Below are 15,503 nucleotides of genomic sequence, written 5' to 3'. Positions count from 1 at the left end.
GAATAGGAATGTTATCGAATAGTGACAGCAAGCATGGCCAGAAAGCATATTGGTGCGTTGTGTCGGGCAGTGACCTTTGGCTGGTGGATGGGCAACTTCCCCTTGCGACAAGCAATGAGCTCAACTTAGTGGCAGAAAAGGCGCAGCAAATCGGCAGCTATAACCATCATCCCGTCATGTGGCTCAACGAAGCAGATGTCGAGCAGAGTTTAGAAATGCACTCGCTGCGTGAGTGTTTGCATTTTCCTGAGCCTCTCTTTTTGCTCATGAGCAAAGCCATTCAATATGGCCATATGACGCAAACAATGCGTTTTTGTCCTCAGTGTGGTGGACGCAATCACCTTAATCACAACCAACTCGCGATGCAGTGTGGGGAATGCCGGACCTTGCATTACCCGAGAATTTTCCCATGTATTATTGTTGCGGTGCGAAAGCAGCAGCGTATTTTGTTGGCACAGCACCCCAGACACCGCAATGGTATGTATACCGTGATCGCTGGTTTTGTAGAGGTTGGTGAAACATTGGAACAGTGCGTCGCTCGAGAGGTGAAAGAAGAAACCGGCATTGAAGTGACCAACATTCGTTACTTTGGTAGTCAACCATGGGCCTTTCCTTCCAGTATGATGATGGCCTTTTTGGCGGATTACCACGCCGGAGAGTTGAAACCAGACTACAGCGAGTTAGCGGATGCTAAATGGTTCGCCAGTGACAATTTGCCCCCCGTCGCACCAACAGGCACGATAGCTAGAGCGTTAATAGAACAAACGTTGCTTAATATGGGATCTGACTCGTAACTGTATAAAATAACAGCGCTTAATCATTTTTGAGACACTTTTATTGATACTCTAATCGGGATGTTATTCTGTAATGATAATCTTATAAATAATGGAGTATGAATTATGAAAGCAAGTTATTGGTTAGGTGCCTTAGTCATTCTGACATTGTCAGGAACTGCAAATGCCAGCATTGAGGTCAAAGCGAAGCGGATGCTGACTGAAAAAACCATGACGGAAAATATGGCGAAGGTGCAAAGTGCATGCGGAAACCAAACGCTGCAGGCCAATATCGATTGGAGTGCTTGGGATGGCTACAATTTTGCAGAAGAAAGATTGGATCCGGTAAAAACCACTGGTTGGCTTGGTGGTCTGATCAACTACATCTATGACGATATGGTGAAGCTTTGCACTACGACTGAACATGCCGAATTATACAAAGCAGAGTTCCAAAAAGTAGAGAAGATCCAATTTGCCGGTCAGGAGTCAATTAAAGCTCGCAAGTCCTCATTCGCATTAGCTGATGGTGGCAAAGTGCTGAATGTTTCGTTGAATCCAAATGCCGCGTATGATTCTTCGACTTTGAAGTACATCAAGCAAGCTTGGAACTAATGACATGAAGAAGACCATTCTCTCTCTCTTAGCCATGTCATTAAGTTTTTCAGCCAGTGCGAGCGACGCTTACAGTCTGGAAGATTTGAAGGCGCTGCAAGCTTCGCAAAGTTGGCAAGAATTATTGGCACATGCGAACGATATTCGCCCATCACAGCGTGACACTCAGTGGAAGGCGTTGGTGGAGCAAGCAGCACTGGGGTCTTTTACTCAGTCTATCCAAGCGGGAAATAGCGACAAAGCGATTTACCTTGGACAAGAAGTGCTACAGGTGTATCCATTTTTGAGTCAGTCAGACGCTTTCACGCAAACTTTCTCTGAACAGTTGGTCAAAGCGGCGCAACCGTGCGTGCGTTACTCTGCCGAAAGCTGTGTGGAGAATTATGGCAATCTGCTTGCAACCTTATCGCCTCAAGCGGAGTTGAGCTTTGCTGAAGGGGTTAAAGTTTACCAGAACGTATCTAAGTCTCTATCAGTGCCATTTTTTGCTTCTGCGGTGAAGCAATCATCTCAATACTGTGCGGATGAAAAAGTAGCGAATGCGCTGCTGTACACTTTAGAACGCCCGAAAAATGCGAATTTTGCCTTGGCAAAAGAAGTGGCAACCACCGTTTGTGTCGGGACGGCTTTGGCAAATTTTGAAAATTATGTTATCGAATCCAAATCGGTTCGAGCGGCTCTTTGTCCGACTTATGTCAGCAAAGGCTATGTAAAAGGCATCATCAAACAAGTGTGTGAATCTTGATTAGATGCAACTTAAATGTGAAAGGCCACCAGATTGGTGGTCTTTTAATTTGTTGAAAAATAAATAAAAAAAACCCTCCGAGAGGGAGGGGGTAAGTAAGATGTCGTTATGAGATGCTGAACACTGAGTGCTCAGTTTGTAATTATAGTTTTCGCTAGCGAACAAATTTTTAACACTGTTATTTGTTGGGTGCAAACTAAGCATTGATTTAAAAGTTAATAACTTGATCCAGGGCGCAAAGCAGGCGGTATTTTGTGCTAAATCAGTGTTAGAATGGCGCTCTTATAAAAAAGCCTAACAACTGGAATTACGGAATGACTGAATTAAAAAATGATCGTTATCTGCGTGCATTACTGAAAGAGCCTGTAGATTGCACACCGGTATGGATGATGCGTCAGGCAGGTCGTTACCTACCAGAATACAAAGCAACGCGTGCTCAAGCGGGCGATTTCATGTCTTTGTGTAAAAATGCAGAGCTCGCGTCTGAAGTGACTCTTCAGCCACTTCGCCGCTTTCCGCTGGATGCTGCCATTCTGTTCTCTGATATCCTGACTATCCCAGATGCGATGGGATTAGGTCTGCGCTTCTCAACAGGCGAAGGCCCGATCTTCGATAACCCAATCACATGCAAAGCAGACGTCGAAAAAATCGGCGTGCCGGATCCAGAAGGTGAGCTGCAATATGTCATGAACGCTGTGCGTCAAATCCGCAAAGACTTGAACGGTGACGTACCGCTGATTGGTTTTTCTGGTAGCCCGTGGACGCTCGCCACTTACATGGTTGAAGGCGGCAGCTCAAAAGCCTTCACTAAGATCAAGAAAATGATGTACGCAGAACCACAAACTCTGCACCTACTTCTCGATAAGCTAGCAGACAGCGTTATCGAATACCTAAACGCACAAATTAAAGCGGGTGCGCAATCAGTAATGGTATTTGATACTTGGGGGGGCGTACTGACGCCACGAGACTACAACCTCTTCTCACTGCAATACATGCATAAGATTGTGGATGGTCTGATTCGTGAAAACGATGGCCGCCGCGTACCTGTGACGCTCTTTACCAAGAATGGTGGCATGTGGCTAGAGCAGATTGCGGCGACGGGTTGCGATGCTGTTGGCCTTGATTGGACCATCAACATTGCAGACGCGAAAGCGCGTGTCGGTGACAAAGTGGCCCTGCAAGGCAATATGGATCCATCGATGCTCTACGCTTCTCACGATCGCATTCGTGAAGAAGTGGCCTCTATCCTAGAAGGATTTGGCCATGGTGGTACTGGACACGTGTTCAACTTGGGTCACGGTATTCATCTTGACGTTCCACCAGAAAACGCGGGTGTCTTTGTTGAGGCGGTTCACGAGCTTTCTAAGCCATACCACCAATAAAAAGCACTCTCTGTTAGCAATTAAAAAACCAGCTTCGGCTGGTTTTTGTTTTTCGCTTCTGCCTCAGCGGTGTACAGCGAAAGGTGCTTTTGGGTTGCCATGATCCCAATGCTTTTTAGCGCTCAACTTTGCTTAGGGAGAGTCGCTGATGTACTTGTTGGCGAAGGTAGGGCACGGTTTGTTCTTCAAACCAAGGATTCTTTCTCAACCACAGTGTGTTCCTAGGCGAGGGGTGAGGAAGTGGCAGGTAATCGGGTAGCCAAGCTTGCCAATTTTGTACCGTTTCAGTCAGTGTTTTTGGTTTGTTCGATAGATAACGGTTTTGTGCATATTGACCAATCAACAGTGTCAGTTCGATATTGGGTAAGTGTTTCAGTAAGGCCTCATGCCACAGCGGTGCGCACTCTTTTCGTGGCGGAAGATCGCCAGATTGCCCTTGTCCGGGATAGCAAAATCCCATCGGCATGATGGCGATCTGTTTTGGGTCATAAAAAGTCTGCTTTTCAATGTCTAACCACGCTCTTAAGCGATTGCCACTGGCATCATTCCACGGAATGGATGTGTGGTGGACTTTGGTCCCTGGCGCTTGTCCAATGATCAAAATCTTCGCCTCTGAGTGAGCTTGAACAACAGGGTTAGCACCGAGCGGCAAGGCGGAGGCACACACTTGGCAAGCCCGGATTTGAGTTAACAGCGGCTCAAGCGGCATGCATCAATACCCTTTGGTGAAGCTGACTTGATGGTTGAGCGGGTACCCTTCAAGCCAACGATGGTAATTTTCTGCAAACAGTGCCATCACTTTCTCAGGAAAGCTCAGCGCGGCAATATGCGGCGTGATAGTGATTTGTTTGAGCCCCCAAAATGGATGATCCGTGACGAGGGGTTCTTGTTCAAATACATCCAAGAACGCATGTTCAACCCAGTGATTTTTAATCGCCAAAAGTAGTGCCGCATTGTCAATGACATCCCCACGTCCAACATTAAATAGCAGAGCATGACGACAGTGGCTTAGGCTCGCTTGGTTCAACAAGTGGTGAGTGTGTTCTGTGCTAGGCAGGGTGTTGACCACGATGTGTGCTTGCTTCAAGGCCGCTGCTAGCTCATTGATGTGATAGGTTTGCTGAAAATGGCTACCGTTTGGCGGAATGCCTGTACGATTGACGCCAATAGTGTGTAACCCCATCGCCGAGCAGGCAAGCGCTAGGTGATTACCTATGCTCCCTGTGCCTAAGATGGTGATCGTTTTGCCCTCTAGGGAAGAGTAGGGATGCGGTTGCCAGAGACGTTGCTGTTGTTGCTCGGCATAGCGGGCAAAGTGGCGATAGTGTTGAATGGCGTAGCCGATGACGTATTCCGCGATCAAGGGGCCAAAAATCCCACGGACATTGGTTAGCTTGTAATCTCGTCGTAACTCAGGTTGCATGAGCGCGTTCACGCCAGCGTAAGTCGATTGTAGCCATTCGAGCTGGTGGCACTCAGACAAGCGTGGTGCAATGTGAGGTGGCGCCGCGAGGATGATATTGGCTTGCTCGATGTCCTCAGTGAGCGCTAAATCAGGTAACGCGTGATCAGCAAGCAGTTGGCGATAGGTCTCGTTGTCTTCGGTAACAATGAAAATCTTGTGTTTTGACTGATGCATTAACTTTTTTCCCTGTGGCGAATCAAGTACACTTCCGCTGTCTTTTTCCGCAATGATTGAGTGATTATGCTACAGAATCCCCTACAGGTCCGTTTAGAAAAACTGGAACCTTGGCAACAAATAACCTTCATGACGTGTTTGTGTGAACGTATGTACCCAAACTACGCCATGTTTTGTGATAGCACTGGTTTCGCGGAACCAAGAGGTTATCGCAACATTTTAGACAGTGTATGGGAAATTCTCACGGTGAAAAACGCTAAGGTGAATTTTGAGCGTCAACTTGAGAAGTTGGAAGAGCTCTTCCCTAGCGCGGAAGAGTTCGATCTTTATGCGGTTTATCCTGCCATGGATGCGTGCCAATCTCTCTCCACCTTACTGCACGGTTTGCTTGATCGCGACTATCTGTTCGACTCGATGATTAAGATCAGTCAGCAATCGGTGCAAACAGTGGTGGATTTAGAGCAAGCTCAAGGCAGTGACGCGATCACCAATGAAAACCAGAAAGCGAACGAAGCGGTTTGTGCTGAATGGGATGTGCAGTGGGCGATTTTCCGTCCTTTACGTGAAGCACAAGAGCGTGATATCGACTTGATTAAAGATTTACGCCAAGAGTTGAGGGATGACCCGATCAGCAACTTGGGCATCACACTGTTGTAATGATAAGCAAAAGGCTCCAATGGAGCCTTTTGTTGTTTTAACACTTGAGCAAGCTACGACTTCGTTTTGTCGTTACTTCCTTCATCTTCATCGTCGTCGCGGCTTTCAATCATGCCGTGCTTGCTTTTCCAGCGTTCCCAACGTTGGTAAGCCAGCTCTTGCATGTCTTGGCTCTTATCAGCTTCGTCGATGATCTCTTCCCCGAGTAGATATTCAAAAATATCTTCTAAGGTGACGAGGCCGAGCACGGTGCCATACTCATCAACCACGATAGAAAGTTGTAAGCGTTTTGCCATCATTTGATCAAACGCTTTAGGCAAAGCAAGTGTGTTCATGATGACGTGAATAGGGCGCATCACGGAACCCAGTTGTTTCTCTCCGGCCCCAGATTGCTGCAGTTTGAATAGCTCTAAGCGGTGGACAAAACCAATGATGTTGTCTTTCTGCTCGCTGTAAACCAGTGGGCGAGAGAAAGGTGTCTCTTTGTGCTCAGCGAGAAACTCGTTAATGGTGGTGGTGGCATCCACTCGAAAAACCACAGGTCGAGGTGTCATCACCTGCGTTACCGGTACATCTTGAATGCCGAGCAAGTTACTCAGAATTTTAGACTCGCCCTCTGCAAACTCGCCGCTTTCGCGTGCTAAGATCGCCATCGCTGATAGTTCATCGCGCATTTTGGGTAGTTCTTGATTGCGTGCTAAACGCTTGGTGATTTGCTCTGAGAACCAAACAAAGGGTGTTAGGGCCCAAACCATCCAGCGCAAGGTAGTGGCGGCGGATGGCGCCAGTTGTCGCCAGTAAGTGGCACCAATGGTCTTAGGGACGATTTCCGAAAGCACAAGAATGCCGAGCGTTAGGACGCCAGAGAATACCCCCAACCATTCGCTACCAAAAACAACAGCCGCTTGCGCACCTGCCGTTGCCGCACCGATGGTATGTGCTATGGTGTTTAATGTGAGGATAGAAGCCAACGGGCGATCAATGTCCGCTTTGAGTTTCGTCAGCGGTTCAGCCGCAGGATGGCCTTGTTGTCTGAGTTGAGCAATATAGCTTGGACTGATGCTCAGTAGTACCGCCTCCAGCACAGAACAGATGAAAGAAATACCAATAGCAATCGAAATATAGAAAGTAAGCAGTAGCATAGTTGCCCTTGAAGAAGTCACGAGTTCACGTCTACACTGAGACAAAGTGCATTATCTAATGGTCGTAGACTCCTTGTAAATAGGTGCTTCGGCAGTGAAAACCAAGCTTCGGGTATGGTTATTCGGTAACAATTTGTGAGTTATTACTCAGAAAACGGTTAAAAGTAAGGCACTAAAGCGAAAGATTGACGACAAACCTTTGCCAGACATAGGCTTTATGCTTTAGAGTGAAACGAATTCGATAACCTATGAGAAGGGAAACCTAATGAACAAGACCCAATTAATCGACTTTATCGCAGAGAAAGCAGACCTATCTAAAGCACAAGCGAAAGCTGCTCTTGAAGCTACTCTTAACGGTGTGACTGACGCACTAAAAGAGGGTGACCAGGTTCAACTAATTGGTTTTGGTACATTCAAAGTAAACCACCGCGCAGCACGTACTGGCCGTAACCCTAAAACGGGTGATGAGATCCAAATCGCTGCAGCAAATGTTCCTGCATTCGTAGCAGGTAAAGCACTGAAAGAATCAGTAAACTAATTGCTCTGCACCGGAGATTTTCTCCGGTGCCTTTTTTAATTGCCTGACATCATGAAAAAACGACTTCTCTCCCTGACTGCCCTCCTAATCCTTGCTGGTTGTTCTTCAGCACCAAGACCAAATCTTGAACAATTCACTCATTTCTCTGGTGGCCAGACGATGGGCGATGCGACGAGTTTCTATTGGGTGACGGACAAATTGACAGGGCCGCATAAAGCGTCGGACTACGTTTTTTCTGGAGATTACGGTTGGTACCAAAGCGAATATCGCTGGGATGAAGGCGCATTACGAGAGTTGATTCGAGAAGGTGAGCAGCTTGATAGCAAGTTAGGCTTAGTACCTTATCGAATCCACGTTCGATTTAATGTTGAAGGGGATGCGGTTTATCAACAGTATCGCCTTAACGGGAAGGTTCTTCCTATCCAACAAGAGCAGTTGCAGCGCTACCAATACGAAGCGGATGCATTGGTTAAAGAGACTAAACAACAATCTCGAGAGGGATTGGAGTTGATACAGGGCTATTGGGATGGGGAAACGTTTGAAACCTGTAGTGGAGAAGAATATTCGAAACTCGAGTTTAACCAGACCCTCCCAGGATTTGTGGTTAACCGATTGGCCAGTGTCGACAGCTATGTGGCATTTTTAGGCAAAAAATCTTCACGTCGTTTGGAGGTCGAGACGTTACTGTTATTAGATGAAGACGATCGAGACTGCGTGGAAAAGCCCGTGTTGCTTGAAGAGTAAGGCTTACTCCGTTAGATGAATGAAAAGACAAAAGGCGCAAAATGCGCCTTTTGTTTTCTTTGCCAACTGATGTTGTTGTTATTTTTGTTGCTCGCGAGCGATAGCACGGTAGCCAATATCGTTGCGGTGGAACATCCCATCCCAACGGATCTGTTTTGCTAGCTCGTACGCGCGTTGTTGCGCTTCTGACACGCTGTTGCCCAGTGCAGTGGCACAAAGAACACGCCCCCCGTTTGTGACGATATCGCCCTCTTTATTTTCAGTACCAGCGTGGAAGACCTTCTCGCCTTCAATCTCAACTTGAGGTAGGCCAGAGATCACATCACCTTTGTTGTACGCTGCTGGGTAGCCACCCGCTGCAAGCACAATACCGATCGATGCGCGAGGGTCCCACTTGGACTCGACTTGATCCAGTTTCTTGTCGATGGCCGCGAGGCACAATTCCACAAGATCCGATTCCATGCGCATCATGATAGGTTGAGTCTCTGGGTCACCAAAGCGGCAGTTGTACTCGATGACTTTTGGTGTGCCATCTTTGTCAATCATCAACCCGGCATAGAGGAAGCCCATGTATGGGTTACCTTCGGCTGCCATGCCGCGTACGGTAGGGTAGATCACCTCTTGCATAACACGGTTATGGATCTCAGGTGTTACCACTGGTGCTGGTGAGTAAGCGCCCATGCCGCCTGTGTTTGGACCGGTGTCTTTGTCGCCGACACGTTTGTGATCTTGGCTGGTGGCCATCGGCAACACGTTCTCGCCATCCACCATTACGATGAAGCTGGCTTCCTCGCCATCAAGGAACTCTTCGATCACCACACGGCTGCCTGCGTCGCCAAAGGCGTTGCCTGCGAGCATGTCTTTGATAGCCTCTTCGGCTTCTTCTAGCGTCATCGCGACAATCACGCCTTTACCTGCTGCAAGGCCATCTGCTTTCACCACGATTGGCGCGCCTTGTTCACGTACATAGGCCAGTGCTGGCTCGATGTCCGTAAAGTTCGCGTACGCCGCAGTAGGGATTTGATGGCGAGCAAGGAAGTCTTTGGTAAATGCTTTAGAGCCTTCAAGTTGCGCAGCCGCTTGGGTAGGGCCAAAAATTGGCAGGCCTGCTTCACTAAACGCATCAACAACCCCCAGTACGAGCGGCACTTCAGGACCGACGATGGTCAGTTCAATGGCTTTCTCTTTAGCAAATGCCACTAAACCAGCAATGTCTTCAACGGCGATGTTGACGTTTTCTAGCTTAGGCTCAAGTGCGGTACCTGCGTTCCCCGGTGCGACGAAGATTGTCTCCACATTGGGGTTTTGTGCGGCTTTCCAACCTAGTGCGTGTTCACGACCACCGGAACCAATTATTAATACATTCATCTCATCATCCTCAAATCTTGCAAAAAGAGGTGCCTTATAAGGCACCTCTGATAAAAATTAGTGGCGGAAGTGGCGCATACCCGTAAAGATCATCGCCATACCGTGCTCATCTGCGGCGGCAATCACTTCGTCATCACGCATCGAGCCGCCTGGCTGAATCACACATTTAATGCCAGCTTCTGCTGCTGCATCAATACCGTCACGGAATGGGAAGAAGGCATCAGAGGCCATGACACACCCTTCAACTTGTAGACCTTCGTCTGCCGCTTTAATGCCAGCAATCTTGGCTGAGTAGACGCGGCTCATTTGGCCTGCGCCCACACCAATGGTCATGTCACCTTTAGAGTAAACAATCGCGTTCGATTTTACGTACTTCGCCACTTTCCAGCAGAATAGCGCGTCTTTGAGCTCCTCTTCCGTTGGCTGGCGCTTAGAGACGACTTTAAGGTCATCGAGGCTGACCATGCCTTGGTCGCGATCTTGAACCAGTAGGCCGCCGTTCACACGTTTCACATCAAAGCCCGTTGTCTTCGTTGTCCACTCGCCACACTCAAGCAGACGAACATTTTTCTTCGCTGCCACCACTTCCATCGCTTCAGCTGATACAGAAGGGGCAATGATCACTTCAACAAATTGACGCTCAACGATCGCTGTTGCCGTTTCTGCGTCTAGCTCTTGGTTGAAAGCGATGATGCCACCAAATGCAGAAGTAGGGTCGGTTTGGTAAGCGCGGTTGTACGCCTCTAGGATGTCTTTACCTAGCGCTACACCACATGGGTTGGCATGTTTGACGATCACACAAGCTGGCTCATTAAACTCTTTCACGCACTCAAGTGCTGCGTCAGTGTCTGCGATGTTGTTGTAAGAGAGGGCTTTACCTTGGATTTGGCGAGCGGTAGCAACCGATGCTTCTTGTGGGTTGGCTTCAACATAGAAAGCCGCTGCTTGGTGGCTGTTCTCACCGTAGCGCATGTCTTGTTTTTTGATGAATTGCTGGTTGAAAGTGCGCGGGAATTTGCTCTCTTCATCACCCTCTTTGTTCTCTCCGTATGAAGGAACCATAGTGCCGAAGTAGTTCGCGATCATGCCGTCGTAAGCGGCGGTGTGCTCAAAGGCTGCGATAGCGAGGTCGAAGCGCGTTTCTAGAGTGAGGGACTTGTCGTTTGCGTCCATTTCTGTGATGACGCGATGGTAGTCTGAAGCGTTGACAACGATAGTCACGTCTTTATGGTTTTTCGCCGCAGAGCGAACCATGGTTGGGCCACCGATGTCGATGTTTTCAACCGCGTCAGCCAGTGTGCAGCCTTCTTTGGCGACGGTTTCTGCGAATGGGTAGAGGTTAACCACCACCATGTCGATCGGGTTGATGCCGTGTTTTTCCATGACCTCATCGTCTTGGCCACGACGACCGAGCACACCACCGTGAACTTTCGGGTGAAGCGTTTTAACGCGACCATCCATCATTTCTGGGAAACCAGTGTAGTCAGAGACTTCAGTGACTGCGATGCCTTGCTCTGCAAGTAAACGAGCAGTACCGCCAGTCGATAAGATATCGACACCGCGCTCAGCAAGAGCTTGCGCAAACTCAACAATACCGGTTTTGTCTGATACGCTGATAAGCGCACGGCGAATAGGACGAGCGTTGTTCATGCTTCCAATTTCCTCAAATTCACGGAGTTAAACTAAAGATATTTGCCAAAAATGAACTTGTTTTTACCTCTTGGGGTAAAATATTGGCCAGTTTTGGAAAAGACCTTTGTCTCGCTTTTCTGGTAAGAAGACAGTCTCCCTCATTTGATGGCGCGTATTCTAACCAATTTATTACATAAAAGCTCGCGCAATCGTTTGGCATCTCAAAAATAATTGCAAAAAACTCGAACTTTAAGAGAAAAAGTAACGAGATAGTTAATAAGGAAAGTTATGTTTCAGATAGGTGAACTGGCGAAACGTTGTGGTGTGAGCGCGGATACACTGCGTTTTTATGAAAAAAATGCCCTGATCAAGCCAGCTGGTCGCAGTGAATCCGGTTACCGTCTTTACAATCACGAAAACCAGAAGCAGGTGGGGTTCATTTTAAAAGCCAAAGAACTTGGTTTGAGTTTGGAAGAGATCAAAGAGCTACTGGAGATCAAACTCGAAGCAACAGAACACAGTTGCGCCGAGGTGAAAGCGATCACTTCTGCTAAGTTGGCACTCATCGATGAGAAAATTGCCGAATTAAACAAAATTCGTCGGGCACTGAAAAAAATTAATGACGCGTGCTGTGGTCATCTGGAAGACAATGCCAGCCACTGCTCCATTCTTGCTGCTTTAGAATAACAGACGGCTTAGGCCATCGATGACCTAAGCCGCTCGTAAGCTTGCTCATTCTATTGGCGTTACACCTTGAACGCGGCAAAGTTGACTTGCAATTGCTTACCGCTAGCCATCAACTGCTCGCTCGCTGCAGCGACTTGATTGGCTTGTGCTGCCGTCTGCTCACTGTGATCGACAATTTGCAGAAGGTTGTGGTTGATGAGCTCGGTGGCGGACGTTTGCTCGCCACTGGCACGAGCAATGTGCTGGTTGAGCTGCAAAATGACCGCAATTTGCGCATCGATGTCACTTAGGGATTGCTGTGCCAAGCTGGCTTGTTGCTGGGTTTCGGTGGATTGACGCTGCGTTTGCTCCATCGATAAACAGACATCATTGGCGCGTTGTTGCAACTGCGCGATGATGTGTTGAATTTCATCGGTACTGCTGCTGGTGCGCGTAGCCAATGTGCGTACTTCGTCAGCGACCACCGCAAAGCCACGGCCTTGCTCACCGGCTCGGGCGGCTTCTATGGCTGCATTGAGTGCCAATAAGTTCGTTTGCTCGGCCACGCCGCGGATCACCTCCAACACAGTACCTACCTTTTGAGTTTCCTTGGCTAACTCTTGAACATTGAGCTCTGTTTGGGTCACGGTGTGTGACAAGGCATGCATGTAGCCAGAGGCTTTTTCAATGATGGCACTGCCTTCTTTGCCTTTCTTTGAGGCATTCTGCGCTGCACTGGCTGCCTCTTGCGCTGAATCGGCCACTTGCATATTGCTATCATGCAGCTGCCTCATTGCGCTGGCGACGGAATCGACCGAGTGTTGCTGGGCGGTGGCTTTTTCGAGAGCATTTCTTGCTACTTGGGTCAGCTCAGAGGCAGATCCTGTGACATCACGTGTGACAGGGGCAATGCCTTGCACGATGAGGCGGATCTTGCTGGTGAACTGGTTAAACGCACGGGCGATTTGCGCTAACTCATCTTGGCCGTCGGTAGGTAGCTGTTTGGTCAGGTCGCCATCACCTTGTGCAATATCCTCTAAAGCGCGCTGTGTCGCTCGACATGGCTGGGTAATGCTGTTGCCTATCCATCCAGCTAGCAACAGCATGACAGCGGCAGTCAGGCTCAATTGGAGAAGGGAAGCACGAATACGCTGCCACACCAGCGCTTCAACATCATCGATATAGACACCGCTGCCGGTAATCCACCCCCATGGCTGGAACATTTGCACATAAGAGACTTTTTCCACATCAACGTCCGAACCCGGTTTTGGCCACATGTAATGGACAAAGCCAGCCCCAGATGTTTTCGCCACCGAGACCATGTCAACAAACAGCGCCTTGCCCGTCGGATCTTTCACTGCGCTTAAACTCTTGCCGTTCAGTTGCGGTTTCATCGGGTGCATGATCATATTGGGCTGATCATCGTTAATCCAAAAGTAATCTTCTTTTTCATAGCGCAGCTGGCTAATGGCCGCCTTGGCTTGTGTTTGCGCCTCTTCGCGCGACAAGTGCCCAGCTTGTTCTTGTTGATAATAGTGCTGCTGCAAGCTCACGGCTGCTTCGACCAAATGGCGTGTTTTGACCTGCTTGGCTTCCATCAAATCACTTTGATAGGCATAAAGCAGAGCGACAAAAGGAAGCAGCAATAGTGATGTAATCACGAAGGTGAGTACATAAAGCCGCTGTTTGATGTTAATGATGCGCAAGCTGGAACCGACCATACCAATCACTCCTTGAAGGTTGGGGGATACATTTGTTGATTGTTATTGTTTTTTCAATGTAACAAATTGATAACTGAACCGTATATGCGACCAAAGGCGAGATTTGAAAGTGATTACGGTTTTAAAGTAAAGGTTGAGTGGTGTTACAGGAGAAATGTGCTAGCACCCAGCAAAAGGCATAAGAACCGATAAAAGAAAACCGCCCGCGGAAAACTCCAGCGGGCGGTTTGAAAGCGATCAAACTAATCAGGGATTAGTTCATGCCGTATTTTTTCAGTTTCTTACGAAGAGTACCGCGGTTGATGCCCATCATAGTTGCTGCGCGAGTTTGGTTACCGCGAGTGTACTGCATGATGGTATCTAGTAGTGGCTGTTCAACTTCAGCTAGAACTAATTCATAAAGTTCAGTCACTTCTTGACCGTTTAGTTGAGCCAAGTAGTTTTTAAGAGACGCTTTAACAGAATCACGTAGTGGCTTTTGCGTGATTTGATCTTGTGATGTTACGGTAGTTACTGTTAAAGCTTCTGAAGTCAGATTTTGTTCGAACATATTCGGTCTAGCTCTTCTCTTAATTATGATGCAACGTTATCAAAATAACCTTCGAGCGCTTCAAGTTGCAGCATCGCTGCGTCGATAGCGTTGAAGGTACGGCGAAACTCACTCGCTTGCTCATGTTCTTTTAGATACCAACCCACGTGCTTACGCGCGATGCGAGGGCCTAAATACTCACCATAAAACTCATGGAGAGCCTGAACATGACCGAGCATAATGCTTTTCACTTCCTCAATCGGAAGTTCAGGCATTGTGGTGCCGTTTTCCAAATAGTGATGGATTTCCTGGAAAATCCAAGGACGACCCTGGGCAGGGCGTCCAATCATTAAAGCGTCTGCGCCGGTGTACTCCAGTACATACTTGGCTTTTTCCGGGCTATCGATATCACCGTTTGCGATAACCGGAATGGAAACTGCCTGTTTAACGGCTTTAATGCTGTCGTATTCGGCCTCACCTTTGTACATACAGGCTTTGGTTCTGCCATGCAGAGCAAGAGCTTGTATGCCGCAGTCTTCGGCTAATTTAGCGATGTGAATACAGTTTTTGTTTTCTGTATCCCAGCCAGTGCGGGTTTTCAACGTTACAGGAACGTCCACTGCGTCAACCACCGCTTTCAAAATCTGTTCGATAATGTCCGGGTATTTGAGCAGTGCGGAACCCGCCAGCTTTTTATTCACTTTTTTTGCTGGGCAACCCATGTTGATATCGATGATTTGCGCACCATTTTCAACACTGAATTGCGCGGCATCTGCCATCAGCTGTGGATCGCTGCCCGCGATTTGTACAGAGCGAATGCCCGATTCGCCTTCATGCACCATGCGTTGCTTTGACTTCGACGTTTTCCATAGTTGCGGATTAGAGGACATCATTTCACTGACGGCCATTCCCGCACCATAACGAAGGCACAACTCTCGAAACGGTCTATCCGTTACTCCGGCCATCGGCGCTACGATTAGTTTGTTCTTAAGTTGATAATTTCCGATCTTCAAAACGTCGTCACAGCTTCATACCAGCAAGGGCGCGCATTTTACGCATTTTTTTTCTGCGTGAAAAGACTAATATTTGAGCATTGACAAATTGTTTTTGCAATTTGTATGAATTTCAAACAATTAACCCTGAAAGTCTTATCTAGCCTTGCTTGCGACCAGAGATGCGACACCATTCACTTTGCTCAACGATCGGATCAATGTGAAGCTCGTCACGGTAATAGTTGGCTACGTCTTCTGCTTGGGTGTCCAGTACACCTGACATCGCCAATTGACCGTTGGGTTTGACAAGGCCCTTGATGATTGAAGAAAGCTCACGCAGTGGTGCCGCCAAAATGTTTGCCA

At 48.1% G+C, this 15,503-nt stretch carries 17 protein-coding genes; 8 read left to right on the top strand and 9 right to left on the bottom strand.

The features are described 5' to 3' along the window. Positions 1 to 8: 8 nt before the first annotated feature. From nudC to hemE, 4 genes are all read left to right on the top strand, one after another. A complete protein-coding gene (gene nudC, locus CIK04_RS08500) occupies positions 9 to 794 on the top strand; it encodes an NAD(+) diphosphatase (RefSeq protein WP_039544995.1) in 786 nt (261 codons plus the stop codon). Positions 795 to 899: 105 nt separating this feature from the next. After that, positions 900 to 1,385: a hypothetical protein gene (locus CIK04_RS08495; protein ID WP_017420190.1), complete on the top strand. Its 486-nt coding sequence runs from the start codon at positions 900 to 902 to the stop codon at positions 1,383 to 1,385. Between the two features lie 4 nt (positions 1,386 to 1,389). After that, positions 1,390 to 2,130 carry a hypothetical protein gene (locus CIK04_RS08490; RefSeq protein WP_039541738.1) on the top strand — a complete coding sequence of 247 codons (741 nt, stop codon included), beginning with the start codon at positions 1,390 to 1,392 and terminating at the stop codon, positions 2,128 to 2,130. 314 nt (positions 2,131 to 2,444) lie between these two features. Next, positions 2,445 to 3,512, top strand: coding sequence for a uroporphyrinogen decarboxylase (gene hemE / locus CIK04_RS08485; protein ID WP_011079207.1), 1,068 nt, complete (start codon positions 2,445 to 2,447; stop codon positions 3,510 to 3,512). A gap of 115 nt (positions 3,513 to 3,627) precedes the next feature. Here the strand turns inward: hemE and CIK04_RS08480 are convergent, their stop codons facing one another. Together CIK04_RS08480 and CIK04_RS08475 are read right to left on the bottom strand one after the other, a co-directional pair. Next, complete coding sequence (locus tag CIK04_RS08480; protein WP_038939520.1) at positions 3,628 to 4,221, bottom strand: uracil-DNA glycosylase family protein; 594 nt, start codon at positions 4,219 to 4,221, stop codon at positions 3,628 to 3,630. Between the two features lie 3 nt (positions 4,222 to 4,224). After that, a complete protein-coding gene (locus CIK04_RS08475) occupies positions 4,225 to 5,151 on the bottom strand; it encodes a D-2-hydroxyacid dehydrogenase (RefSeq protein ID WP_045627676.1) in 927 nt (308 codons plus the stop codon). 66 nt (positions 5,152 to 5,217) lie between these two features. Between CIK04_RS08475 and CIK04_RS08470 the strand changes: the two genes are divergently transcribed. Then, positions 5,218 to 5,808 (top strand): YjaG family protein, encoded by a 591-nt coding sequence (locus tag CIK04_RS08470; RefSeq protein WP_097353216.1) that lies wholly within the window; start codon positions 5,218 to 5,220, stop codon positions 5,806 to 5,808. Positions 5,809 to 5,861: 53 nt separating this feature from the next. Here CIK04_RS08470 and CIK04_RS08465 read toward each other — a convergent pair whose 3' ends face one another. Beyond that, positions 5,862 to 6,950: a CNNM domain-containing protein gene (locus CIK04_RS08465; protein ID WP_039541728.1), complete on the bottom strand. Its 1,089-nt coding sequence runs from the start codon at positions 6,948 to 6,950 to the stop codon at positions 5,862 to 5,864. A gap of 265 nt (positions 6,951 to 7,215) precedes the next feature. Between CIK04_RS08465 and hupA the strand changes: the two genes are divergently transcribed. Both hupA and CIK04_RS08455 read left to right on the top strand, forming a co-directional pair. Next, positions 7,216 to 7,488 carry a nucleoid-associated protein HU-alpha gene (gene hupA / locus CIK04_RS08460; protein WP_011079212.1) on the top strand — a complete coding sequence of 91 codons (273 nt, stop codon included), beginning with the start codon at positions 7,216 to 7,218 and terminating at the stop codon, positions 7,486 to 7,488. Positions 7,489 to 7,539: 51 nt separating this feature from the next. Further along, positions 7,540 to 8,232 (top strand): DUF1481 domain-containing protein, encoded by a 693-nt coding sequence (locus CIK04_RS08455; protein ID WP_026050344.1) that lies wholly within the window; start codon positions 7,540 to 7,542, stop codon positions 8,230 to 8,232. A 78-nt stretch (positions 8,233 to 8,310) separates the two neighbouring features. Here CIK04_RS08455 and purD read toward each other — a convergent pair whose 3' ends face one another. Both purD and purH read right to left on the bottom strand, forming a co-directional pair. Further along, positions 8,311 to 9,600 carry a phosphoribosylamine--glycine ligase gene (gene purD / locus CIK04_RS08450; protein WP_026050343.1) on the bottom strand — a complete coding sequence of 430 codons (1,290 nt, stop codon included), beginning with the start codon at positions 9,598 to 9,600 and terminating at the stop codon, positions 8,311 to 8,313. 57 nt (positions 9,601 to 9,657) lie between these two features. Next, positions 9,658 to 11,250 (bottom strand): bifunctional phosphoribosylaminoimidazolecarboxamide formyltransferase/IMP cyclohydrolase, encoded by a 1,593-nt coding sequence (gene purH, locus CIK04_RS08445; protein ID WP_017419777.1) that lies wholly within the window; start codon positions 11,248 to 11,250, stop codon positions 9,658 to 9,660. A gap of 270 nt (positions 11,251 to 11,520) precedes the next feature. Between purH and zntR the strand changes: the two genes are divergently transcribed. Further along, positions 11,521 to 11,919, top strand: a complete 399-nt coding sequence (gene zntR, locus CIK04_RS08435; RefSeq protein WP_097353215.1) for a Zn(2+)-responsive transcriptional regulator — start codon at positions 11,521 to 11,523, stop codon at positions 11,917 to 11,919. Between the two features lie 59 nt (positions 11,920 to 11,978). Here the strand turns inward: zntR and CIK04_RS08430 are convergent, their stop codons facing one another. From CIK04_RS08430 to CIK04_RS08415, 4 genes are all read right to left on the bottom strand, one after another. Then, the gene (locus tag CIK04_RS08430) at positions 11,979 to 13,619 is read right to left on the bottom strand and encodes a methyl-accepting chemotaxis protein (protein WP_176463306.1); all 1,641 of its coding nucleotides are present in this window, start codon (positions 13,617 to 13,619) and stop codon (positions 11,979 to 11,981) included. A 253-nt stretch (positions 13,620 to 13,872) separates the two neighbouring features. Continuing rightward, positions 13,873 to 14,169, bottom strand: coding sequence for a DNA-binding transcriptional regulator Fis (gene fis / locus CIK04_RS08425; RefSeq protein WP_000462885.1), 297 nt, complete (start codon positions 14,167 to 14,169; stop codon positions 13,873 to 13,875). Positions 14,170 to 14,192: 23 nt separating this feature from the next. Next, positions 14,193 to 15,161 carry a tRNA dihydrouridine synthase DusB gene (gene dusB, locus CIK04_RS08420; protein ID WP_011079218.1) on the bottom strand — a complete coding sequence of 323 codons (969 nt, stop codon included), beginning with the start codon at positions 15,159 to 15,161 and terminating at the stop codon, positions 14,193 to 14,195. 139 nt (positions 15,162 to 15,300) lie between these two features. Further along, positions 15,301 to 15,503: 50S ribosomal protein L11 methyltransferase (locus CIK04_RS08415; RefSeq protein ID WP_176463305.1), on the bottom strand; the 203-nt coding region annotated here is incomplete at its 5' end.

The organism is Vibrio sp. 03_296 (assembly GCF_002265885.1).
The sequence above is the reverse complement of the archived record's forward strand: the minus strand, read 5'-3'. Positions and strand labels throughout refer to the sequence as shown.